The sequence below is a fragment of the Hymenobacter pini genome (genome assembly GCF_020421205.1).
Lineage (GTDB): Bacteria > Bacteroidota > Bacteroidia > Cytophagales > Hymenobacteraceae > Hymenobacter > Hymenobacter pini.
In genome coordinates this window covers 556,324-580,392 of sequence record NZ_JAIZZH010000003.1, presented here as the reverse complement: position 1 = coordinate 580,392, position 24,069 = coordinate 556,324, and the positions used below count along the sequence as shown (strand labels likewise).

General features: G+C 60.7%; 17 protein-coding genes. 10 read left to right on the top strand and 7 right to left on the bottom strand.

The genetic code is table 11. The features are described from left to right. Nucleotides 1-27 precede the first annotated feature (27 nt). The 3 genes from LF252_RS13765 to hscA form a co-directional block, all read right to left on the bottom strand. A complete protein-coding gene (locus tag LF252_RS13765; RefSeq protein ID WP_226270169.1) occupies nucleotides 28-3,081 on the bottom strand; it encodes a SusC/RagA family TonB-linked outer membrane protein in 3,054 nt (1,017 codons plus the stop codon). Nucleotides 3,082-3,194: 113 nt separating this feature from the next. Further along, a complete protein-coding gene (locus LF252_RS13760; RefSeq protein ID WP_226270168.1) occupies nucleotides 3,195-4,406 on the bottom strand; it encodes an anhydro-N-acetylmuramic acid kinase in 1,212 nt (403 codons plus the stop codon). Between the two features lie 190 nt (nucleotides 4,407-4,596). Continuing rightward, on the bottom strand, nucleotides 4,597-6,459 hold the full coding sequence (gene hscA / locus LF252_RS13755; protein WP_226270167.1) for a Fe-S protein assembly chaperone HscA: 1,863 nt from the start codon (nucleotides 6,457-6,459) through the stop codon (nucleotides 4,597-4,599). 478 nt (nucleotides 6,460-6,937) lie between these two features. Here hscA and LF252_RS13750 point away from each other — a divergent pair, with 478 nt between their 5' ends. The 8 genes from LF252_RS13750 to LF252_RS13715 all read left to right on the top strand — a co-directional run bounded on the left by LF252_RS13750 (nucleotide 6,938) and on the right by LF252_RS13715 (nucleotide 16,267). Next, nucleotides 6,938-9,022, top strand: a complete 2,085-nt coding sequence (locus LF252_RS13750; RefSeq protein ID WP_226270166.1) for a DUF4331 family protein — start codon at nucleotides 6,938-6,940, stop codon at nucleotides 9,020-9,022. A 199-nt stretch (nucleotides 9,023-9,221) separates the two neighbouring features. Further along, on the top strand, nucleotides 9,222-10,547 hold the full coding sequence (locus LF252_RS23055) for a tetratricopeptide repeat protein (protein ID WP_226270165.1): 1,326 nt from the start codon (nucleotides 9,222-9,224) through the stop codon (nucleotides 10,545-10,547). A 150-nt stretch (nucleotides 10,548-10,697) separates the two neighbouring features. Next, the gene (locus LF252_RS13740; RefSeq protein ID WP_226270164.1) at nucleotides 10,698-11,360 is read left to right on the top strand and encodes a HupE/UreJ family protein; all 663 of its coding nucleotides are present in this window, start codon (nucleotides 10,698-10,700) and stop codon (nucleotides 11,358-11,360) included. Nucleotides 11,361-11,452: 92 nt separating this feature from the next. Continuing rightward, complete coding sequence (locus LF252_RS13735) at nucleotides 11,453-11,839, top strand: hypothetical protein (protein WP_226270163.1); 387 nt, start codon at nucleotides 11,453-11,455, stop codon at nucleotides 11,837-11,839. A gap of 140 nt (nucleotides 11,840-11,979) precedes the next feature. Further along, nucleotides 11,980-14,268 carry a TonB-dependent receptor gene (locus LF252_RS13730; RefSeq protein ID WP_226270162.1) on the top strand — a complete coding sequence of 763 codons (2,289 nt, stop codon included), beginning with the start codon at nucleotides 11,980-11,982 and terminating at the stop codon, nucleotides 14,266-14,268. A gap of 72 nt (nucleotides 14,269-14,340) precedes the next feature. After that, complete coding sequence (locus tag LF252_RS13725) at nucleotides 14,341-14,535, top strand: hypothetical protein (protein WP_226270161.1); 195 nt, start codon at nucleotides 14,341-14,343, stop codon at nucleotides 14,533-14,535. A gap of 144 nt (nucleotides 14,536-14,679) precedes the next feature. Next, nucleotides 14,680-15,540: a murein L,D-transpeptidase catalytic domain family protein gene (locus LF252_RS13720; protein WP_226270160.1), complete on the top strand. Its 861-nt coding sequence runs from the start codon at nucleotides 14,680-14,682 to the stop codon at nucleotides 15,538-15,540. Nucleotides 15,541-15,553: 13 nt separating this feature from the next. Next, nucleotides 15,554-16,267: a hypothetical protein gene (locus tag LF252_RS13715; protein ID WP_226270159.1), complete on the top strand. Its 714-nt coding sequence runs from the start codon at nucleotides 15,554-15,556 to the stop codon at nucleotides 16,265-16,267. A 52-nt stretch (nucleotides 16,268-16,319) separates the two neighbouring features. On the opposite strand, the gene LF252_RS13710 is transcribed toward LF252_RS13715, so the two are convergent. Further along, entirely contained in the window at nucleotides 16,320-18,686 is a 2,367-nt protein-coding gene (locus LF252_RS13710) for an alpha-amylase family glycosyl hydrolase (RefSeq protein WP_226270158.1), read from the bottom strand. A 312-nt stretch (nucleotides 18,687-18,998) separates the two neighbouring features. Here LF252_RS13710 and LF252_RS13705 point away from each other — a divergent pair, with 312 nt between their 5' ends. Continuing rightward, nucleotides 18,999-19,826: a murein L,D-transpeptidase catalytic domain family protein gene (locus tag LF252_RS13705; protein WP_226270157.1), complete on the top strand. Its 828-nt coding sequence runs from the start codon at nucleotides 18,999-19,001 to the stop codon at nucleotides 19,824-19,826. An 82-nt stretch (nucleotides 19,827-19,908) separates the two neighbouring features. Here the strand turns inward: LF252_RS13705 and LF252_RS13700 are convergent, their stop codons facing one another. From LF252_RS13700 to LF252_RS13690, 3 genes are all read right to left on the bottom strand, one after another. Further along, nucleotides 19,909-20,979, bottom strand: coding sequence for an Ldh family oxidoreductase (locus LF252_RS13700; RefSeq protein ID WP_226270156.1), 1,071 nt, complete (start codon nucleotides 20,977-20,979; stop codon nucleotides 19,909-19,911). Nucleotides 20,980-21,110: 131 nt separating this feature from the next. Beyond that, a complete protein-coding gene (locus tag LF252_RS13695; RefSeq protein ID WP_226270155.1) occupies nucleotides 21,111-22,064 on the bottom strand; it encodes a Ppx/GppA phosphatase family protein in 954 nt (317 codons plus the stop codon). Nucleotides 22,065-22,200: 136 nt separating this feature from the next. Then, nucleotides 22,201-23,085 (bottom strand): class I SAM-dependent methyltransferase, encoded by an 885-nt coding sequence (locus tag LF252_RS13690; protein ID WP_226270154.1) that lies wholly within the window; start codon nucleotides 23,083-23,085, stop codon nucleotides 22,201-22,203. A gap of 164 nt (nucleotides 23,086-23,249) precedes the next feature. Here LF252_RS13690 and dapF point away from each other — a divergent pair, with 164 nt between their 5' ends. After that, nucleotides 23,250-24,047 carry a diaminopimelate epimerase gene (gene dapF, locus LF252_RS13685; RefSeq protein WP_226270153.1) on the top strand — a complete coding sequence of 266 codons (798 nt, stop codon included), beginning with the start codon at nucleotides 23,250-23,252 and terminating at the stop codon, nucleotides 24,045-24,047. The last annotated feature ends 22 nt before the right edge of the window (nucleotides 24,048-24,069 follow it).

Sequence of the window (24,069 nt, the reverse complement as noted above, 5' to 3'; positions counted from 1 at the left end):
CAACAAGAAGAAAAGCCGGAGGAATAACTAAAATGAGGCGTTGAAACCCACCGTAACGGTGCGAGGGATGGGTACTTCCACAAAGTCAAAGCCGCGCACAGCGTTGCTCTGGCCGGCGGCGTTTACTTCGGGGTCATAGCCACGGTAGTCGGTAATTACCCACAGGTTGCGGCCCGATACTGAGAGGCGCAGCTCCCGCATACCCAGCAATTTGGGCCGAATGAGGTAGCTGGCCGAGGCTTCCCGCAGTTTGATAAAAGACCCATCCTGCACCCACTTATCGTAGGTGGTGTAGGTGGCTACGCTGGTGCCCTTGGGCACTTCACCGCGCAGCTCGGGCTCGTACACGGCCAAGCCGCCAAATGTTTCGCGGCTGCCCACGCGCTCCGTGAAGTTGAACACGTCAAAATCCTGCTGGGTGTCAAACTGTACCCGTAGGGATAAGCGGCCTTTCAATAGGGCCACTTCGTTGATGAGCGAGGCCACGTAGCGCGGGTTGGGGTTGCCAAGCACCGCGTTGAGCAATGTGCCCGATGGCTGCCCATCGGCGGCGCGTTGGGGCACGCTAGGGACACCATTTACGCCCTGTACGCCTCGCTCCCGCTGGGGCAGGCCACCCGGCGTGAGCAGCAGAGACCCATCGGGGTTGCGGGCTGAATACGTGCCGTAGTAAGTGCCCAGCGGATTCCCTTCTACGGCGGCTACCAACCCGAACCCATTGGCAAACGTGACAAGCCCGCCCGGAATATTGGTAATCCGGTTCTGGTTGTGCGAGAACGTGCCCGTAATGGTCCAGATTACCTGCTCGGCCTGAACCGGGGTGCCGCGTATCAACAGCTCCACGCCCCGGTTGCGCATGTTGCCAATGTTGTCGTACCGGTTGCTGAAACCGGAACTGAAGTTCAGGTCACGGAGCAGCAACAGGTCGGTTACGCGCTTATCGTAATAGGAAAACTCCAGCCCCAGGCGGCCGTTGAACAGGCTCATATCTGTGCCCACTTCAAACTCCTTTTGGCGCTCCGGCTTCAGGTTGTTATTGCCCTGCTGAGTGGAAGTTATGAGCCCCGGTAGCGTGCCCTGTACAACGGGCACAAAGTTGGTAAATCGGTCGTAGGGCCCAATGGCCGTGAGGTTGCCGGCTTCACCGTAAGAGGCCCGAAGCTTGAACTGAGGAACGAACCGCTGCAGCGTTCCTTCCCGCCAGAAGGCCTCATCGGAAAGAACGTAGGAGCCACTGATTTTAGGGTAGTACTGGGTGCGTACTTTAGTTCCATATACCGAGGCCGCGTCCACGCGCAACGCCCCGGTCAGGAAAAACCGGTTGGCCAACCCAAAAGTCTGCTGCACAAATGCTCCTCGGATGGTACGCTCCGTGCGCGGCTCCGTGGTGGTGATAGTGCCGCTGGCCGTAGTCTGGATTACGGGGGCCAGGTTGATGGACTGGATGCTGGTTTGGAACGCCCGCTCGTATTGCAGTGTGCCTCCTAACGTGGTTGTGCTGGCCAGCCACTCGGTAACGTCGCGGCGGTAGCCCAACGTCAGGTCGTTGTTAACCAGGAAGGCAGTACGGTCGGCCCGGCGGGCAAGGCCGGTTGTGTAGGTAGGAGCGGTGCTACCGGTGGGTATAAAGCCAGTGGCAACCTGCGTGCTGGCATCGTAACCCAGTACATAATCTGCGGTGAAGCCGGCAAAGGGCGTCAGGTTAAGTTGGGCGTCGCCGATGAAGCGGGACGTACGTTGCTGAAAATCGAAGCGGTTAATGGCCTCCAGCGGGTTTGTACGGGCAATATTGAGGGCGGTGCTTGGGTACCGGCCCGTTACGGGGTCCTGAGCTGGGTCTATATAGTTGTTGGCGAAGATGAAACCGGTCAGGGCGCCATAGGCCTCATTGATGCCCCCGTTGGGTACTTCCCGGCTGTGCGTGAGCGAGTAATTGGCCCCCGCACTCACGCTGGCCTTGGTACCCAGCGTCTGCTGCAGGCGGATACGGCCACCTCCCCGGTTGAAATCTGTATTGTCCACAATACCCTGGTTGCGGAAATAGTTGCCGGAGGCAAAATACTTAGTGCCGCCGGCCCCGCCCGTAAGCGACACATAGTTATCCGTGCCCACGGCAGTCCGGAAAATGTCCTTCTGCAAGTCGTAGCGCTGCACGGGTACCTGGGTCAGGTCGGTGGTGTTGCCGGTAGTGGTGAACCGGAAAGGGTACTTGTTATAGTCCAGCTCCCGGCGAATTTGCGAGGTCAGGAATTGCGAGGATACTGTAACCTGGGGCTTGCCTTCCTGGCCGCGTTTAGTAAAAATCTGTACTACGCCATTGCTGGCCCGTGAACCATATATGGCAGCAGCGGCAGCCCCTTTAATTACTTCAATGCGCTCTACATCATTGGGGCTGATATCAACCAGGCGGTTCTGCGCGTACCCGCCCAAGTCCAGTAGCTGGGGCGAGTCGTTGTTGATAATTACCCCATCAATGATATATAGTGGGTCGGAGGAGCCTGCCACGGTGCTGGGCCCACGCAGGCGCACAGAAATGCCTCCGGCGGGGTTGCCCGAGTTCTGAGTAATCTGCACCCCCGAGAATTTCCCCTGCAACGCCTGATCAATCTGGGTGGGCACAGCCGTACGCAGTTCCTCGCCGCTTACCGTTGCAATGGTATTCCCGAGCTGCTTTTTGCTGGTAGCCACCGAGGTGCCGGTTACCACCACATCATTCAGGCGCACCAAATCCTCCGCCAAAGTGGCATCGGGTACCGTTACGGTAGCATCAGCCCCAAGTGTTACGGAGCGTCGCAGCGGCGTATAGCCTACCGAGCTAATTTCCAGTTGGTACGTACCTGGGGCAAGGCTGGGAGCCAACTCAAACTGGCCTTGCACATTGGTACTGGCCCCAAGAACGGTGTTAAGAAGCCGCACAGTAGCCCCCGGTAAGGCTTCCCCGCGGACGTCCACTACCCGGCCCCGAATGATATAGCGTGTGTTCTGAGCCGAAGCCGAAAAGGCAGTGCCAACCAAGGGCACTAAAAGTACCAGTCCGGCCACTTGACTTCGGTACCCGGCAAAAGAGTAGGTGTGCGGCATAGAGTAAAAAATAGGGGTGAAAAAGAACGGCTTGCCACCAGCCCCTTAGGCACTGATGGCAAGCCATTAAACATACTGAAAAGAAGGATAAATTGTACTCAGTGAGGCCGAGGCTACTTCGGGAAAGAAATCTTGCCCATACTCACAGCGGGTACTCGTTGGCGCCCGGCCCCAATACTTACAGGCTGACCCGCCACGGCTTCGTTGGCCAGCAGCGCAAACAGAATGGCCTCCTTGGCATCGGGCAGGACGCCTAACGCCTCAGTTGTGGCAAACGTGCAGCCGGGCAAATGCCGTTGCAAGGCGGCCTGCAACGCCGGGTTGTGAGCCCCGCCGCCACTGGCATACACAGCCAGTGCGGGCTGCAAACCAAATACCTGCTGCACAGCGCGCGTTACGCCCACAGCGCTTAGCTCTGTAAGAGTGGCCAACATATCTTCCAGGCTCAACTGCTGGGTATGGCTCCGGGCCTGAGCATCGCGCAGGTAGGCCGGGCCAAACAACTCGGGGCCGGTGGTTTTGGGTAGTGGGGCAGTGAAGAACGGGTGTGCCAGCAGTTCCTGTAACAATCCTGCGTGCACGTGGCCGGCTAGGGCCAGGCGGCCATCTTCGTCATAGGCCAGTTCGGGGCGGTGCTGGCGCACGGTGGCATCGAGCAGGGTGTTGCCGGGGCCGGTATCGGTGCTGAAGGCGGTACTGGCGTCCTGACCGGTGCGGGGCAGGTAGGTGAAGTTGGCAATGCCGCCCAGGTTGAGCAGCAGCCGCTCCTCGTGGGGGCTGCTGAGCAGCAGATAGTCACCGTAGGCAGCCAATGGTGCCCCCTCGCCGCCGCCGGCAATGTGCTTCTGCCGGAAGTCGCTGAGGGTGATGATACCGGTGCCCACCGCCACGTGGTCCCCGTCGCCGAGCTGCAGAGTGGCGTTCAGGCCCGCAAAGTCGGGATGCTGGTGCTGGTGGGCGGGGGCGTGGTACACCGTCTGGCCGTGGCTGGCTACCAGATCAACATCCGAAGCAGTTACCTGCCACTGCTTCAGGCACTGCGTAATCATGGTGGCGTGCAGGCTACCCAGCCAGGGGTTCAGCAAGGTGAGGTACTCCAGGCTTACCTGCTCGCGGGCAAATACCTCCCGGATGCGGCGGCGCACGTCGTCGGGGTAGGGTACGGTGGCAAACTGCTCCAGCTCCAGCCGCGTGCCGGTACCGTGCCCGTGCAGGCGGCACAGGGCCACATCCAGCCCATCCAGGGAAGTGCCCGACATCAGCCCGATGATGCGGCGGCTGGGTTGCTGGGCTAGGCGGTGCAGGCGGGCGAGGTGCGGATTCATGGGAACTTTATGTGCTGTTTACTGCTGCTTCGGGAACCCAATGTAACCCCCAAATGTGCTTTGTGCCTTTTAGTGCCGGCCGCCGGATGATACAATGAGATGAGCAAGCCTACGAATCGGAAATGAAAAAGCCCGGCGGTCAAGGCTGACCGCCGGGCTTTTACCGGTTAATTGTGCTCAGAAATACTCGTTAGCCAATTTTTTTACCCGCCATGGCCTGGCTGATGCTGATGTTCATCACCCGCTCGGCGAAGGGGCGGGTAAGTTCTTCCAGCTCATCCACGGCTTTCAGGATGACATCTTTTTCCTTGGTTTCGAGGGCGGCCTTTAGCTTGGTTACGCCGGCCTGGGTCTGGGTAACTTCCTCGGGCGTGAGGTGCTGCCCATTTTTGGCCACGAAGCGCTCTACCTGGTACAGCATCTGCTCGGCTACGGTGCGGGCCTCAATTACCATGCGGGCGGCAATATCCTCACGGGCGTTGGTCATGGAGTCCAGCAGCATCTGCTCTACCTGTTCATCGGTAAGGCCGTACTGGGGCTTGATTTCCACGCTCTGGCGGGTGTTGGAGCGCAGCTCAATGGCTTCCACCTTCAGAATGCCGTCGGCGTTGAGCAGGAAGTTCACATCTACCTTGGGCAGGCCGGCAGGCATGGCCGGAATGCCGCGCAGGTCGAACTCGGCCAGCTTGCGGTTTTCCTTCACCAAATCCCGCTCACCCTGGAACACCGATATTTTCAGGTTTACCTGCCCGTCTACCGAGGTGGTGTACTGGCGGCCGGCTTTGGTGGGGATTTTGGAGTTGCGCGGGATAATGGGGTCCATCAGCCCGCCCATGGTTTCAATGCCCAGCGTGAGGGGCGTCACGTCCAGCAGCAGCACGTCGCGGCGGTTGCCGGCCAGGATGTCGGCCTGAATGGCAGCTCCCAGAGCCACTACCTCGTCGGGGTTGAGTGAGTTGTTGGCGGGCTGCCCGAAAAACTGGCTTACGCTGTCGTACACCAGCGGCACGCGGGTGGAACCGCCCACCAGCAGCACGGCGTCGAGCTGCTGGGGCGTGAGCTTGGCGTCGGCCAGGGCCTGGCGGCAGGCCGCCAGGGTGCGGTCTACCAGGGGCTGCACCAGCTGGTTGAACTCGGTTTTGGTGAGGCGCACCACCACGTCGTCGCCCAGGTTGCCGGCAAAGTCGTCGTGCTGGCTGAGGTAGCGCTTGGCCGATTCGGCCAGCAGGCGCAGCTCCTGCTGCAGCGGGCCGTTGCCCTGCAGGCGTCCGCCGAGGCTGTGTTGGGTGGTCCAGTGGTCGGAAATGGCGCGGTCCAGGTCGTCGCCGCCCAGGTAGGTGTCGCCGTTGGTGCTCAGCACCTCAAAAATACCCTGGTGCAGGTGCAGGATGCTGATATCGAAGGTGCCACCGCCCAAATCGTACACGGCCACAGTTTTCTCCTCGTCGGGCGAGAGGCCGATGCCGTAGGCTAGGGCCGCGGCGGTAGGCTCGTTCACAATGCGCAGCACCTCCAGGCCCGCCAGGCGGCCGGCGTCGCGGGTGGCCTGGCGTTGCGAGTCGTTGAAGTAGGCGGGCACCGTAATAACGGCCTTGTTCACGGGCGTTTTGAGGGCGTGCTCGGCCCGGGTCCGCAGCTCCTTCAGGATTTCCGCCGACAGCTCGATGGGGGAGTAGAACGTGTCGCCCACGCGGATTTTTACCAGCCCTTCCGAGTTGTCATCAATCACCTTGTAGCCCAGGTCGGCGGCGTGCTGGCCCAGGTCTTTGTAGCTCTTGCCCAACAGGCGCTTTACCGAGTAAATGGTGTTCTGAGGCTCGGTGAGCAGGTATTCTTTGGCCTCGGTGCCCACAATGGGGGCAGCGCCTTCGGTAGGGAAGTGCACCACTGAGGGCACGATGGTACCCCGGCCTTGGTCGTTGATGGCCTGGGGCTGGCGGCTGTCGGGGTGGATGTAGGCCACCAGTGAGTTGGTAGTGCCCAGGTCGATGCCCACAATGATTTCTTCTTGCTGCAGGCTCCCGGTGGAGAGGTTAATTGCGACTTTGGCCATGTAGTATGGGGAGGCGCCCCGCAGAGCGCCGGAGAAAAGCGGAGAAAAAGCCCAAAAAACAAGAACCGTTTTGGGCCGGAAGTGGCACAAAAATACGGAACAAAAATGCGCCAGCCGGGCACCTTGTCTACGCAGAGGTTCGGTATCCGGACCTTATCAGAATCCCGAGGCAAAGCGGTTTAGGTAAATGGTCACGGAATAGTTCCAGAGGCCTGAAAAATTGTTGTATAAGATTCGGGCTATTTAAATCCGACGAGTGGGCGGTCGGCGTATTGCTGTTCAGATATCCCCGCGCTATTACCTGGTTGCCCAATCCACGCGTTGGGCAGCTACTCTATCCATCCGCCGGCAGATTGGCGGAGCTGCACACACCGTTTTCTCAGTGGCTTTTCCGCTCACCGCGTCTGCAGTGAGGTATTGGCCCCGTCTGGCGTCAGGCGGGAGTTTTCACCCATTTTTTTCCAACCCTATTCACATTATGGCAAAAGTGCTTACGCGTCCCATTCTGCACCTGTCACTGGCCGCCACGGCGGTAGTGGGCCTATTAGCCTGGAGCGGACAACATGCTCCCCTGGAGGCTTCCAGTCACCGCGAGGCTCCGTTGATTGCCGACGACCCGTTGGCCGACAACACCGACCTGTACGCCTTCCGCGACCCGAACAACGCGGAGATGATCAACATCATCGCCAACTACATTCCGCTGGAGCTGCCGCAAGGCGGACCCAACTTTAACACGTTCGGCGAAAACGTGCGCTACGAGATTCACATTAAGAACTCGGGTGCCAATGCCAACCAGGACGACATTACGTACCGCTTCACCTTCAAGCGGACGAACGAGGACCCCACCACGTTCTTTAACGTGCGCTTGGGCAAGCAAAATCTGAAGGCTACCTACACGCTGGAAGTAAGCCGCAACGGTGGTGCTTTCACCACGCTTACCAGCACTGGGGTAGTACCGCCGCCTAACATTGGCCCCCGTTCTATTCAGGGCGCTGCCGGCCTGAACGCCCCCAGCTACGAAAGCCTGATGACGGGCGCCATCCAGACGGTGGGCACCAACGTGCGCGTGTTCTGCGGCCCGGTGGATGACCCGTTCTTCACCGATCTGGGCGGTATTTTCGACCTGGGCGGTATCCGGACGGCCTCGGCCCGCGACGGACTGGCCCGCAAGAATACCCACACCATTGCCCTGCAGATTCCGATTTCGCAGCTGCAGAAAGATGGCAAAACCGGTGCTCAGGCCGCCAACATCCTCGATTCCGACTACGTGATTGGGGTGTGGGCCTCGGCTAGCCGCCCTGCCCTGCGCACTCTCAACACCGACGGCACGCAAAGCCACAGCGGCAACTGGGTGCAGGTATCGCGCATTGGTATGCCGCTCACCAACGAGGTAATTCAGCCCATTGGGGCCAAGGATGCCTGGAACGCCGCTACGCCCTACACCGAGGCAGCCGCCACGGAAGACTATATGTCGAACCCGGAACTGGGCCTGTACGTGGCTGAGGGCACCGGCTACTTTGGTACTGCGGTACCCGGCCTGGGTCAGTTGCGCATTCAGCGTAGCTCATTGGGCTCGTTTGACTTTGCCAACGGGAAAGATGGGGTTTCGGGCCTGCTGAATGCACCGGCCGCTGACGTAGCCGGTACGGCCTTCGCCAAAATTGCCAACGGTGGCTACGCCGAATATTTGCTGCGCCCCGGCAAGCCCCGTTCCGTGGATATTCTGCCCATTTTCCACACGGGGGTGCCCAACGTACGGCCTTATCAGCTGGCTACCGGCAAGCCGGCTAACCAGCCACTGGCTGCTGGCAAGCCCTTCATCAACAACTTCCTGCCCCTCATTGACAACCCCGCTGCCGCCGGGGGCGTGGGTGGCGACATGCTGCGCCTGAACATGGCCGTGCCCGCCACCCCCCGCAACTCGGCTGATTTCAGCTCGGAGGGCCTGTTGGCGGCTGCTGTGCTGGGGCTCACCGATGCTCGCTTCAACACGAACACCAATCTGCAGGCCATTCCAAACATGGACGGCTTCCCGAATGGTCGTCGCCTGGAGGATGACGTAACTCGCATTGAGCTGCAAGCCGTGGGTGGGGTAGTGCTGGCCGCCATTGGCCTGCCCTACGAAACTACGAACGGTCTGAGCAACGTGCTGGCCTTCCGCACGGGGGTTGAAGCCAACGATACCACCTTCCGTAGCTCGTTCCCCTACGCCCAGCTGCCCTGGAGCGGCACTAAAGCCCAGCGCACTATTACCGCGCAACGCGGTGCTTCGGGCTTAGGCCTGCAGCCCACTATTGTGGCCATGGCGCAGAACTACCCCAACCCCTTCGCGGAGGCTACCAGCCTGCACTACGAAGTGGCCGAGAAAACGCCGCTGACCATGTTTGTGAGTGACCTGACTGGCCGCCGTGTAGCTACCCTGATGAACGGTAAACTGCATAAGCCGGGTGCCTACGACATGACGTGGAAAGCCACACCAGACTTGGCCGCTGGTACCTACGTGCTGACTATTGCGGCCGGCAATACGGTGCTGCAATCCGTGAAGCTGGTGCACACCCGCTAAACCCGTGCCCGACTGACCGGCCTGTTCGCCCATGGTGGGCCGGCCGGTTTGGTACGGGTAGATAGCCGGACCCTGGGTGAGTTCGGCTATCTTTTCCACTGCTTAGAAAGGACCCGGCCGGCTGGCTGGGTCCTTTCCGGGCTGAATCAGGGGCCGGTTAAGGCCACGTTCTGCTTCTACTTTTTAACCAATCAGGCGCGTGCGGAAATACTTCTACCCAATTCTGATAGTGCTGTTTCTGGGGTTTGTGGCCGTCATCTTTCTGACGCAAAAGCCTGACCCCTTACCCACGCTCAAGGAACGCCACGGCGACCTAGCGGCGGGTGGCGAGTGGGTGAATACCAAAGCAGCCATCAACGGCTTGCTAGCCCGTTTGCGGGCTAAGCCCAATGACAACCAAGCCCGTGTATTGTTGGCCGAAGCCTACATGCAGGAGGCCCGCGTTACGGGCGACCATCCGTACTACGACACGGCTGCCATGCAGCTGCTGGACCAGGCCCTGCGCCAAGAGCCCGAAAACTTTGAGGCCCTGTGCTGCAAAGCCTCGCTGTGCCTTACGCAGCACCACTTCTCCGAAGGATTGGCCGTGGCGGAAAAGGCCGTGGCCGTGAATTCCAGCAACGCCTTTGTGTACGGGCTGCTCTGCGACGCCAACGTGGAGCTGGGCCGCTACCCCGAGGCCGTGCGCATGGCCGACAAAATGAACCAGGTGCGCCCCGACCTGCGCTCCTACACCCGCGTATCCTACCTGCGCGAAATCCACGGTGACCTGCCGGGAGCTATTGAGGCCATGCAGATGGCCGTGCAGGCCGGCTACGCGGGTCTGGAGCAAACCGAGTGGGCCCGCGTGATGCTGGGGCACCTTTACGAAACCAGCGGCAACTTAGGCCAGGCCGAGCAGCAGTACCAATTGGCGCTAACTGCCCGCCCGCACTACGCCTACGCCCTGGCCGGGCTGGGCCGGGTGGCGCAGGCCCGCCAGAACTACGCGGCGGCTATCAAGTACCTGCAGGAAGCGCGCTTGACGGTGAAGGATTACGCCTTTGCCGATGAGCTGGCCGACCTGTACCAACAAAACCAGCAGCCCGCCGAAGCCCGCCAGATGGCCCGGGAGGCTATTACCATGCTGGCCGCCGCTGCCAACGAGGCCGACGAAAATGAGGCCATGGGCCACTACGCCGACCGGGAACTGGCCTACGCCTACGTGAAAACCGGGGAGTTGGACAAGGCCCTCAAACACGCCAAAATCGAGTACGACCGGCGCCCCGACAACATTGACGTGTGCGAAACCATGGCCTGGGTGCACTACAAGCGCGGCGAATACGCCGAGGCGGAGAAATTCATGAAAACGGCCCGCCGCACCAACTCCCAAAACCCCATGCTACTGTGCCGGGCCGGGCTCATTGCCACTAAAAACGGCCGTTCTGCCGAAGGTCAGGCGCTGATCAAGCAAGCCCTGGCCATCAACCCGTACCTCACGCTGGACCTGGCCGAAGAAGGCCGCAAGCTGCTGGCCGTACGGTAATCTTCCAACAGTATCACAAGTCGTCCTGAGCAGAGTGAAGGACCTTATCCTGTTTGGATTGCTCTCGAAATGTATCATTCCGGCTTGATAAGATCCTTCGTAAACTCAGAGTGACAACCTGTTGATTTTTACCATCTACTCGCTTTCCTGATGCCTTCCGTGCGTCTCATCCGGTATGTGCTGCCCGCCGCCCTGCTGCTGTTGCCGGGGCTGGCCGCCGCGCATGTGCTGGATACCGACCTGAGCAAGCTTTCCCGCACCGATGTTTTCCTGACCTACCTCAAGCTCGGCTTCACCCACATTCTGCCCCTGGGCTTTGACCACGTGCTGTTTGTGCTGAGCCTGTACCTGCTGGAGCCGCGCCTGAAGCCGGTGCTGTGGCAGGCCACGGCGTTTACGGTGGCCCACTCCATTACACTGGGCCTGGCTATGTACGGAGTGGTTTCGCCGCCGCCCACGCTGGTAGAGCCGCTCATTGCGCTGTCCATCCTGTTCGTGGCCATCGAAAACATTGTAGTCGAGCGGCTGAATCCGTGGCGGATAGTAGTGGTATTTGGCTTCGGGCTGTTGCACGGACTGGGTTTTGCCGGGGCGCTTACCAGTCTGGGGCTGCCACGGGCCATGTTCGTGGAGTCGTTGGTGGCATTCAACGTGGGCGTGGAGCTGGGCCAGGTAGCCGTTATTCTGCTGGCCTGGGTGCTGATTGGGCGCTGGGCCGCGAACAAACCCTGGTACAAGCGCCGCGTGCTGGTGCCCGCTTCGGTAGCCATCGGCCTGCTGGCTGCCTACTGGACGATTGAGCGACTGGCCTAATCAAGAGAATAGCCATTATGTGCCTGACCCTAACAGGGCAGCAGTGCAAGTGAAAATCAGAAATAAGCAACCAGAAACTAGAAACTAATCCGATGCTCCGCCACTGCCTCGTTCTGCTGCTATTGCTGCCCTACCTGCTGGGGCTGAGTGCGGGCTTGGTGGGGCGGCCGGAGCCGGCGGGGCCCACTGCGGCCCACCCCTACGTGCACAGCGCCGAGTGCCAGCGGCAGAACTACCTGCGCCTCGACTGCTTTGACACCTGCAACGGTGACCAGCACGCCGTGCAAGCCCAGCACAAAACCGGCACTACCGCACAATTGCTGGCCTCTTTCCAGAGCATCGACCTGCATTGCCTGCCGGAGTTACCCGGTTTGCCGCTACTGCGGGTGCGCATCATTTCCAGTTACCGGCCGCTGCCGGCGCCGCAGCTTTTGGCCGGTCTGGCCACTGGCATTTATCAGCCTCCCCGGCAAGCATAAGCAGAACGCTGAGCCCGCATAACCGGGTCAGCAGGCCGGCGCGTACTGCACGGCCTGGCCCTTCTCCTTATTCTTCCGACCCGACGTTACCGCTCTGTTCTGCCATTGCTGCGGAAGGCGGGTCGTCGCATAGTGGCTGTATGCACCTTACTTTTTACGGGATTTTCTCCGCTGGCCTGGGGCTGGCGGCTTTGGGATGTGCCATTACGGCGCAGGCCCAACAAAGCACGCTGCGCGGCACCGTGGCCGATTCAGCTTCCGGGCGCCCTCTGAACGGGGTGCATGTGCACGTGCTGAACCGCGTCGGCAGTGGTACTACCGCCGACGAACTGGGCCGCTTTCAACTGGGCAATTTGCCGGCGGGTACCTACACGGTGCGGGCCGGTGGGCTGGGGTACGCCGCACGCAGCCAGACGGTGACGCTGGCATCTAATCAACCAGCCACCGTGGCGTTGCGCCTGCCTGCTACTGCCCTCACACTGGCCGAAGTAACGGTGGCCCAGCCCCGGGACCCCAACCAGTCGTTGGCCGTTATTTCCAACATTGATAAGCTGCTGCGACCGGTAAACTCGGCCCAGGACCTGCTGCCCCTGGTGCCGGGCCTCGTTATTGCCCAGCACGCCGGCGGCGGCAAAGCCGAGCAGATTTTCATCCGGGGCTTCGATTGTGACCACGGCACCGATTTCAACGTGAGCATTGATGGGCTGCCGGTGAATATGGTCAGCCACGCCCACGGCCAGGGCTACGCCGATTTTCACTTTGTAATACCCGAAACGGTGGACCAGCTGCGGGTATACAAAGGCCCGTACACGGCTCGGTTCGGTGATTTTGCTACGGCCGGCGCAGGTGAGTTTACCACCAAAACCCGCCTGGAGCAAAGCCAGGTAAAAGTGGAGCTGGGGCAGTTTGACACCCGCCGGGCCGTGGCCCTGGTGAACCTGTTGCCCATGAACGGCCACCTGCTGGGCACCGGGCCCGAAAACGCCTACGTGGCCGCCGAGTATACCTTCACCAACTCCTACTTCGACGCCAAGCAGCACTTCAAGCGCTTCAATGGGCTGGCTAAATACACTGGCCAGCTTTCCGACCGAACTTCTCTCATGCTGCTAGCTTCCCGGTTCAATTCCCGCTGGGATGCCTCGGGGCAGGTGCCGGAGCGGGCTATCCGGGAGGGGCTGATTTCGCGCTTCGGTAGCATCGACCCCACCGAGGGCGGCTCCACGGGCCGTACCAATGCCGCAGCGGTGCTCACTACCGACCTGCCCCACGCGGCCGTGCTGCGCCAGCAGGTGTACTACTCCCGCTACGACTTCAACCTATACTCTAACTTCACCTTCTTCCTGCGCAACCCGGTTGAGGGGGACCAGATTCGACAGACCGACGGCCGCAACATCTATGGCTACACCGGCACCTACGAGCGGAGCTTTCAGGTGGGCAGCCGCACGCTGCGTACCACCGCCGGGCTGGGCACCCGCCTCGACGACATCAATCTGGCCCTGCGCAACTCCGTGCGGCGCGTGGTGACTGATACCATCGTAACGGGCCGGGTGTACGAGCAGAACCTGAACGGCTACCTCGACGCCACGCTCAGCCTCACCGACCGCCTGACTCTGAACGCCGCCCTGCGCGCCGATTATTTCCGCTTCCGGTTTCGGGAAGACCGGGTTGATTCTCTGTCGGGCCGGGCTGGTAAGGCCCGGGTGAGCCCCAAGCTGAACCTGTACTACGATGTGACGCCGGCCGTGCAGCTGTTCGTGCGCTCGGGCTTCGGGTTTCACTCCAACGATGCCCGCGCCGTAGTAACCAACCCTGGGGCCAACGTGCTGCCCCGGGCTATTGGCTACGAGGTGGGCACCACCTTTAAGCCCGTGCCCGCGCTGGTGGTCAATACCGCGCTGTGGGCCCTGCACCTGCAGGATGAGCTGGTGTACGTAGGCGACGAAGGTGTGGTGGAAAGCGCTGGCCGCACCCGCCGTTACGGCCTCGATGTGGCCACCCGCTACCAGCTCACCCGCAGCCTGTTTGCTGATGTAGACCTGAACTTCAACCACGGACGGCTGGTAGGGGAGCCCCGCGCGGCCAACCGCATTCCGTTGGCACCTACCCTCACCAGCGTAGGCGGCCTCACGCTGCGGCGGCCCGGCGGCCTGAGCGCCAGCCTTCGCTACCGCCACATCGATTCCCGCCCCGCCAATGAGGACAACTCGGTACGGGCCCGGGGCTATTTCCTGCTGGATGCGGTGGTGAGCTACACCCGCCGGCATTTTCAGGTGGGTGCTACTGTGGAAAACCTGCTGAACGTGGAGTGGAATCAGGCCCAGTTTGATACCACCACCCGCCTGCGCAACGAGACCGTGCCAGTGCAGGAGCTGCACTTTACGCCCGGCACGCCCTTCTACGCCAAGCTCAACGCCAGCGTGCTGTTTTAAGCCCGCGCCATCGGTCCGGGTGCCGAGCGTCGGTGAGGCGGGCTATTCCCTCACTTTCTACTGTTATTCATCATGTCTTTTCTGACGACTTCTTCGCGTTCCAGCGCCCTCGCGCAATTTCCCGCTGCCATCCGAACCCACAGTGTTTCCGCTGAACCTGGGCTGCCCCTGCCACCGCCAGCCTGGCAGCGTAGTGCCGGGCAGCACGCGGCGGCCCGCTGCCGTACTGCCCGCACCAAGCCCTACCTATCGGGTAAGCGCTGGTAGATCCAGCCAGGAAAGGCCTTCCTCTACTGCAGAGGAAGGCCTTTCTTATTGGTCGTGTGTAAGCTGAGTACAGCAGACAAAGTGGATACAGACTTGGATGCCGGCCGGCAAATGCGGATTTTCGGCCAGGATTTCTTAGCCGACATGATGTTGACTTCTATTCTGAATCGGCTGCCCGGGCGGCGGTGTGTGTTGGGGCTGCTGCTGGGAGTCGCTGTGACTGGGTGTCAATCCTCGGCCGGTGAAGTAGCAGCTACCCGCCTGCCCATTGCCACCACCGCTCGAGTTACAGCCCCCGATTCGGCGGCTACTCCGGCTTTGCCCGATTCGTTGCGCCTCACTCCCCTGGAGCCCTTGGCCGCCGTACCCGACTCCTTGCACCAGGCCGTGCAGCGGCTGCACGCGCAGCTGGGCCCCGAAGCGGCAGCACTGCGTCCAGAGGTTTTGGAGCGGGCCTGCGTGGGCTACCTGAATCTGCGGAAATCCGGTAAAATCAGCCAGCCCGGCGTTCTGGCCGTGGCCGATATGGATTTGCCTTCCTCCGAAAAGCGGCTGTGGGTGCTGGATTTACGCAAGGCCGAGGTGCTCCAGAACAGCCACGTAGCCCACGGCCGCGGCTCGGGCCACTTGCGCGCCCGGCGGTTCTCCAACGTCATGAAATCGGCCTGCACTGCGCTGGGCTTTTACCGCACCCAAGATACCTACCAGGGCAAGCACGGCCTGTCCCGCCGCCTGCGTGGCCTCGACGCGGGCCAGAACGACAACGCCCTGCGCCGCTACGTGGTGCTCCACGCCGCCGACTACGTGAGCCAGCAGCACCTGCAGCGCCACGGCCAGGCCGGCTATAGCCGCGGCTGCCCCGCCCTGCCGCCGGATCAGTACCGCGCCATCATCCGCACGGTAGGGGAGGGTGGCTGCCTGTTCCTGAGCGGCCCCGGCCTAGAATCAAAGTGGCTCAACCCCGCAGCAGCAGCCCAGCAGTTGGCGGCGCGGGGGTGGAGGTAAAAATGACCTGGAGATGAAAGATGAGTTAACTGCTTTATCAAGGCTGAGAAAGCAAGTGCCCGTCGGGGTGCGAGAAGGAATGCAGCTTCTGACAGAAACGCATGATGTGCATGCTGCCGTAGAGTTATTTAAAGCCAGAAAACTCGCGCTTATACTTGAAAAAACAGGTGCTGATGCCGGCCTTTGTCAGCACTGCTTAGAAGCGAGTAATTTTGATATTCACAAAACTCTGATTCAGATTGAGAATACCCAATACTCTGTATCGGAGCGGGTTCTTCGCAAATACAAACAGCCCGCACAATTCCTAAGTGAGTTGGCGCTTGTGGTAGAGCAGGCAGCCCAACTGCAGCGCAAGTATTGGTTTCGTGTAACAGACCTAGCAGGATTGAATCGGCCCCAGTACGCGGTGCTGCTTATTCAGGAATGGACGACGTATGAAGAATGGGAAAGTTTTCCTGCTGCTTTATCATTCGAAATAGAGGCTGTGCTTGAGGTTTTCGAGCAAGAATTGGAGCTGCGAGTAGTTGCAGCCAATTTACGGGCGGCTAGCCAACGTCAACAGCAGGTAAGATTGACTGTGCGTTATCAGGAAGATATGCGGCAAAAAGGGTACGTGCCAGTAGACCCGGAGCTCCAACAGTATGAGGCAGTATACCAAAGCCAACGAGTGTTGATTGATGAAAAATTAGGTCAGTACGTTCAGGCATACATCACTTCGTTTCCATGAAAAAAGCCCCGCCGAAACATTCCGGCGGGGCTTTTTTATATACTGGTAGCAGTTACTTCACTACCACCTTCCGGCTCAGGTTCAGCTCGGGTATGGTGAGCTGGTACACGCCGGCGGGCAGGGTGCGGGTTACGCGCAGGCGCTGCTCGGTGGAGCCGGGGTACAGGCGCACGGATTGCTCGTGTACCGGGCGGCCTAGCAGGTCAATGAGGCGCAGGGTGGCGGCCATTTCCTTCGGCGACTGCACCACCACGTCAATGCGGTCGGCGGCGGTGGGGTTGGGGTACACGGCCAAGTCGGTACCTGTTACGGCGGTTTCTTTGGTAGCCGTTATGGTGGCTTCGCGCAGGGCGGTGGTGCTCAGTACGGCGGGGGCGGTGTAAGTGGCCTTGATGAAGGCGCGCTGGGCGGGGTTGGCGGTGGAGGCGTTTTTAGCGCGCAGTGTCAGCCAGCCAGTAGCCGTGGGCGTGTAAGTGCCCGTGAGGGTACCTGTGCCGGTTTTACTGCTCACGATGGTGCTCGTGCCGCTCACTAGTTCTACCGTGAGGCTGCGGGTAGCATCGGTGGGGAACAGATTGTAGCTAACGGCCTTGCCCGATTCCACGTAGATGCGCCCCGCCGTGCGGTAGGCCGTAGACGAAGCCGGCAGCTGCCCGCCCTGCTTCAGCGACGAGGCGTGTGAATCGCCTAGGTCATCGGCTAGTTCCCACTCCTGGGTGGTAGCCATAGCGGCGCGGTTGTAATTGGTGTTGATGCCTGTGGGCGCCCACACAGAATAGCCGCGGCGGCCCCCGGCGGCCGTGCCATTGCAGGGCGGCGTGTTGATGTTCACCGTCTGGGAGCCGCTTACCGTCACGGTAGCCGTGCCGTTGGCTCCCGAGTAGTCCTTCAGCACCGTGCCGGGCGCGAAGTCGCACGATACAGTGTTGTTCTGCCAGGTATTCCAGTTGTCGTTGATGCCGATAATGGCCTTCGTGCTCCGCTCAATCACCAGGTGGTCGGCGGCCTGGAAGCGCACTTTGTAAGCCCCATCCTTGAAGCGCAGGTTCTGGTGGCACCAGATCAGGTTTTCGAGGTCGGCGCGCTGGGGCAGGTCGGTGGTGCTGGTGGGCTGGTGGGAATACCGCTTGCTGGTGTTGCCCACGTTAAACAGGTCCTCGAAGAAAATCTGCGGGGAGCCATCCACGGCCAGCGCCGCCGCATACGCCGCCGAGAGGCGCCCATCAAACGGGTCGATGTGCGGGGCCAACTCCGAGCCAGTGTTCCAACCGGTGTAGTTGCCATTGGCGTCGGTCTGGGGCCGGAAGGTGTCGTGGTTGTTCACGAAGGGCACCGTGCGGTGCACGTAGGTACCGTTGATATTCACCACGCGGGTGCCCTGCTGGTAGCCTGGTAGGCTGCCCAGGTCGAAGTTGCCGCCCCCGCTCACAATGTTGTAGAGGCCGTTACGCAGGCTGAAATCAAATGTGCCGGCCCGGTTCTGCACGTTGGCTACCCAGCCGTCCATCTGGCCCGCGGAGCCCACCCATTCGCCCACGGCAAACATGGTGGCTCCGCCCGAGGCCCAGCCGGCGTTGCTTTGCAGGTTGTACAGGAAATCCTCGGAGGCAAAATCGGGGAAGTGCTTCACGGCGTCCATGCGCACCCCGTCAAAGCCTTCCTGCTTCTTATACCACACCAGCCAGTCGCGCACCCCGTTGCGCATGTAATCGGCGCCCTGGGTGGGGTTGAAGGTGGCATTGGAGCTTTGGCCATAGGAGCCGTTGTAATAGCTCACATCGGGCCCGAAGTACACGGCATTCCAGTCGCCGGAGGTGGAATTGTTGCCGGGGTTGGGGTTGAAGTTCTGCCAGTTTTTCGAGAAACGACCGTTGCGGGCGAGGTAGTTGGCCGCATCCTCGGCCGAGGCCGGCTTGCTGTAGCTTACGTACCGGAAGTTCTTGTACTTGCTGGTCGAGTAATCTTCCCAGGCTGCCGGGTCCTGGCCGCCGGCCCCGGTTTGGGAGCCCGCGCCGTCGTTGTGGTTCAGTACAATATCCTGCACCACCTCAATACCGTTGGCGTGCAGCACGGCTACCGCCCGCAGTAGCTCGTCCTTATTGCCGAGGCGGGTGGCGGTGAAGCCTTTTTGGTACTTATCCCCGAGGTCGTAGTTGTCGAAGGGCGAGTAGCCGTTGCCCTGGTTGCCGTTTTTGATGCTGGGCGGCAGCCACACCGCGTCAATGCCCATGGCCTTCAGGCGGGGGGCCAGCAGGGCAATGTAGTTGGCCCAGCCGTTGGGGTAGTTGGAGTTCCAGTAATCCCACCAATAGCCTTGGAGAATTACTTTTTGGGCTTTAGCGGGTTGTCCGCCCAGAACCAGGAGGGCAGCCGCGGCCAGGGTGAGCTTGCGCCACCACGTGGGAGTACCAGTGTGCATGTGGGAAATGTGGGAATTGGTTGGTGGGAAAAGTAACGACGCATGGGGGCGTCGGGAAGCGCGGATTTGGGAGTTTCTAATATCCGGAGATAAATATGAAAATGCCGATGTTGTATTGCTAGAAGATGGTAGTCTTTTAACAGGTTTTCGGAAAGTGCGGGAATTTCTTGGGCTCAGAAAACCTTATATTCAAGTACAGATTTTCAGATGCCCCCGTGCATCTGCAACGGCTAAAGCCTCGTAAAACCAGGCGCGCCCGTTTCGCTCGATAGTGGGTGGGCGCTTTACCAAACTTGAAACCGAACTGTGTCGATGGAAAACCAGAGTGTAGTGCGCCGTCAGCGTCTCAAGCGTCGGGCCCGCCGGATGGCGCGCCGCGTGTTGCCGTTTGTAGCTTCCTTGTTTCTGGCTACGCCGCTAGCCGCGCCTGTGCGCTCCAAAGCTGCCGTAACGGGCACCGAAATGCGCCTGCCTGCTGTCGCAACCAAAGCCACCTTGTTCGATCAACGCCTGCATGACCTGTACCGGGACTTGCAGGTGGAGCAGCAGGGCCTACGCTTTGAGGTATTTGAGAAGGCCATGACTGGCTATCTGAACCTGCAGGAACAAGGCAAGTTGACGGATAAGCAACTGCTGACCGTAGTAGATTTCGGCCTGCCTTCCACCGAAAAGCGCCTGTGGGTACTGGACTTGGCTGCTAAGCAGGTGAAGTTTCACACGCTGGTAGCGCACGGCCACAACTCCGGCGAGAATATGGCCACGAACTTCTCCAACGAGAACGAATCGAACATGAGCAGCCTGGGATTCTACGTGACCCAAGGCGAGTACCAGGGCAAGCACGGCCGCAGCCTTAAGCTGAAAGGCTTGGATGAGGGCTACAACACCAACGCCCTCAGTCGCTCGGTGGTCATGCACGGGGCCGATTATGTAAGCGAGGATTTTATCCGGCAGTACGGCCGCCTAGGGCGTAGTCTCGGCTGCCCGGCCCTGCCTATGGACCAGAAAGATGCCATCATCGAAACCGTGGAAGGAGGTACCTGCCTATTCCTGAACGGCCCTGATCAGTCGTACTCTTCTAAGTATTTGAACCAAGATGTAGCAGTGGCCACGCTGCTGGACCGGGACAGCCAGATGATCTAAGAAAACGGACGCTTAACGCAAAACGGCCCGGTTGCTTCTGCAGCCGGGCCGTTTGATTGTAGCTTGTATCAAGAGCTTTGTCCTACAGCTTTGCCCCAAACTTGCTGCCTACGGTTTCTAGGTCCTTGATAACCGGGTCGAGCAGGGGGATGCCGTCAAGCAAGCGTACGGCGGAGGTTTCACGTTCCGGGTCACCGGGGATGAGGACGTGGTGACCATCCACGGCCTGGGCCTTGCGGAAGGTGGTAATCCAGTTGTCCATGTGGGCCTTGAACTCGTCGGCGGGGCGGAAAGCATCCACGCGCATGGCCCCGAAGAAGTGGCCCAACCCCTGGCCTACGGGGTTGACGGATGGCTGCAGGAAAGCCACAAAGGGCGGCACCCAAGGGCCGTAATTAGCTCCGCTGAGTACGGCCGAGAAGATATCCACCACGGCACCCAGCCCATAGCCTTTGTGCGAGCCGGTAGCCCCACCCAACGGCAGCAGCGCGCCGCCGTTCTTCACGGCGTTGGCGTCGGTGGAGCTCACGCCCTGCGCATCCTGGGCCCAACCTTCGGGAATGGGCAGGTTCTTGCGCTGAGCAATTTCCAGCTTGCCGTTGGCGGCCGTAGTGGTGGCCATATCCAGCACAAAATCGGGCTGCTCGCCGGCGGGTACGGCTACGGCAATGGGGTTGGTACCCAGCAGCCGCTCCAGCGAGTACGTGGGGGCCACTAGCGGCGAAGCGTTGGTCATAGCCAGGCCAATCATGTCATGCGCCAGGGCCTGCATGGCGTGGTAACCGGCAATGCCGAAGTGGTTGGAATTCTTCACCGACACCCAGCCGGTGCCCACCTGCCGGGCTTTTTCCAGGGCCACCTGCATAGCCCGGGGGCCTACCACCAGGCCCAGGCCTCCGTCGCCATCTACCACGGCGGTACTGGGCGTTTCGTAAGTAACGCCCACGCGGGGCGTGGCATTGATACGGCCGGCTTCCCAAAGGCGCACATACCCAATCAATCGGGCCACGCCGTGCGAATCCACGCCCCGCAAATCAGCGGAAAGCAGCGTCTCAGTAGCCAGGGTGGCATCAGCCTCCGGGCAGCCCATGCCGCGGAATACGGCCTCGGTGAAGGCGAAAAGGGTGGGGTAGGAAAAGAGAGTAGGAGTCATGAGTAAGCAGGCAGGAAACAGGAGCCTTCAGAAAAATGAGCTAAAAGAACTGTCATTCCGAGTAAAGCGAGGAATCTGGGGTATCTACCAAATGGCAAAATCAGATTCCTCGCTTCACTCGGAATGACAGGTTACTTTGTAGCGGAGGCCGCCACCATTTCGGCTAGCAGGCCTTCCTTGAGGGCGTAAGCTGAGGTGCGCAGGCGGGTAATGCCGGTGAGTTGGAGCACGTAGTCGATGAGCACGGAGGCTACCACCAGCATATCGGCGCGCATGGGCAGGATGCCGGGCAGGGCCGTGCGCTGTTCGTGGGTGAGGCTCAGCAACTGCTGGTAGCTGCGGCGGAAGCTGTCCAGCGTCAGTTCAGTGCTGGGCGGCAGTTCGGCCTCGGTGCGCAGGCGGCCCAGCTGCATATCGGCTAGGCTATCGAAGGAGCCGGATGCGCCTACCAGGCCTACGGGACGGAACTCCCGCACGGCTTCGGCCAGGGGCTGCAGCACCTCGCGCAGGTAGGCCTGCTCGGCGGCTACGGCCTCGGGCGGAAACACGCCGCTGGGGTCGGGGAAAAACTTGTCGAGGAACCGCTGGGCGCCAATTTCGAAGCTGCGCTTCCAGAAAATCTGGGCTTCATCGGCCACAATAAACTCCACCGAGCCTCCGCCGATATCCATAATCAGGTGGGGCTCCGGGCCCAATGCCACGGCTTGGCGGACACCTTTGGCAATCAGCTCGGCCTCCCGGTCACCGCCAATTACCTCTACCCGAATGCCGGTCTGCTCGAAAATATCCTGCACCAGCTGGGGGCCGTTTTGGGATACGCGCATGGCGCTGGTGGCCGTGGCCCGCACATCCGTTACCTGGTGCAGCTCCATTTCCTCCTTGAAGCCGGCCAGCGCGTGCAAAGCCCGCTCGTAGGGCGCTTCCGCAATGCGGCCCTGGCTGATACCACCTTCACCCAGGCGCACACCTACTTTGGTGCGCAACAGCGGTACGGGCTGCGCGTGAGCGGCCTCGGGCATCTCCACAATCAGCAGGTGGAATGTATTGGTGCCCATGTCAATGAGGGCCAGGCGACGGTGGCGCATCTTCGTTTTTCGTTATTGGTTCTTTGTTTTTCGCTGCTTCCGGACTGGAAAGGTTAGCCCGTGCAGGTTTGAGGATTGCCGTATTCTTACCCGCCGCCGTTCATCGAGAAACGAACAACTAACAACGAAGCACGAGTTAGGTGGCAAACCGGCAGAACGTGCCGAGCGGGAGTTTACGGGCCGAACGGTCGTGCAGATATATTTCCCCGATTTCCCGGTTTTGGCGGGCCTGCGGGAAGATTTCGTGCACCAAGTTCTCCAAAATCAGGGCCGAGAAACCCAGGGAGTACAGGTTTATAAGGAAGAAGTGGTCTTCGGGGTCGAGCAGCTCCCTGCAAAGCTTGAGCATCTCGTTCAGCTCGTCCTCCAGCTGCCATTTCTCGCCGTTGGGTCCGCGGCCGTAGGCGGGCGGGTCGAGGATGAGTCCTTGGTATTTGCTGCCGCGCTTCACCTCGCGCTTCACGTATTTCATGGCGTCTTCCACCAACCAGCGCACCCCGTCCAGGTTAGAGGCCTCCATGTTGTCGCGGGCCCAGAAGTTCACCTGCTTCACCGAGTCAAGGTGGGTAACATCGGCCCCGGCGGCGCGAGCGGCCAGGGTGGCGGCTCCGGTGTAGGCAAACAGGTTAAGCACCCGCGGCGTGGCGGCCCGGCGCTGGCGCGTTTGGTTGTAGATGAACTGCCAGTTGGGGTCCTGCTCCGGAAAGAGGCCTACGTGCTTAAACGACGACATGCCCAGCCGGAAGCGCAGCTTCAGCCCGTCGGGCCGCTCGTAGCCAATTACCCACTGCTCGGGCGTGCCGGGCTTGATGCGCCAGGTGCCTTTTTCCTGGCTGCCTTTTTCGCGGGTGAAGGTGGCATTGGCCCGCTGCCACTCCGAGGCCGGCAGCGCCTTATCCCAGATAGCCTGGGGCTCGGGCCGGGCCAGAATGTGCTTACCAAAGCGCTCCAGCTTTTCAAAGTTGCCGGCGTCAATCAGCTCGTAGTCGGCCCAGGGGCTCGTAGTCAGAAACGTGTACATAAAGCGGGAAGTAGGCTGCCCGGTTGGGCAGACGGGCAAAGGTACGGCATGGCAAAGTTTCGGCTGGCGTCGTACAAAGTACCCGCCTGCGTTGTTGGGTAGAGTAGGGTCGGCTGCGGTGTTCCGGCCGCCACGTAGCATCTTTGCGTTCTGATTTGACGGGTATGACGACACTTTCCTTCTACAAATACCAGGGCACCGGCAACGATTTTGTGCTGCTTGACGACCGAAACCGGCAATTTGATGAAACCAACCACCAGCTGGTGCGCTTCCTCTGCGACCGGCGCCGGGGCATCGGGGCCGATGGCCTGATTCTGCTGCGCCCCCACCAGCAGCTGGATTTCGAAATGGTGTACTTCAATGCCGATGGGTACGTGGGCTCCCTGTGCGGCAACGGTAGCCGTTGCGCCGTGGCCTTCGCCCACGACCTGGGCCTGATTGACCGCGCCACCCACTTCCAGGCCGCCGATGGTCCCCACGAAGCCCACATCGACGATGAAGGCATTGTGCATTTGCGCATGCAGGACGTGCTGGGCCAGCAGGAAGTGGAGGAGTACGGCGTGTTTCTGGATACCGGCTCGCCCCACTTAGTACGCTTCCAGCCCGCCAGTACCCTGGCCGAACTGAATGTGTTTACCGAAGGCCGGGCCATTCGCTACAATGAGCGGTTCCGGGAGAAAGGCACCAACGTAAACTTTGTGGAAGCCCCGGCCGTGGCCGGGCAGCCCTGGCAGGTGCGCACATACGAGCGGGGCGTGGAGGACGAAACCCTGAGCTGCGGCACCGGCGTAACGGCCGTGGCCCTGGCCGCCAGCAAGCGGGGCGCCACCAGCCCCGTGCACCTGCGCACTCCCGGCGGCGACCTGCGCGTGGCCTACGAGGCCCGCCCCGATGGCTCCTTCACCAACGTGTACCTTAGTGGCCCCGCCCAGCGCGTGTTCAGCGGCACTATTGAGGTCTAGATTTTCATTTGCCGATTGAGTT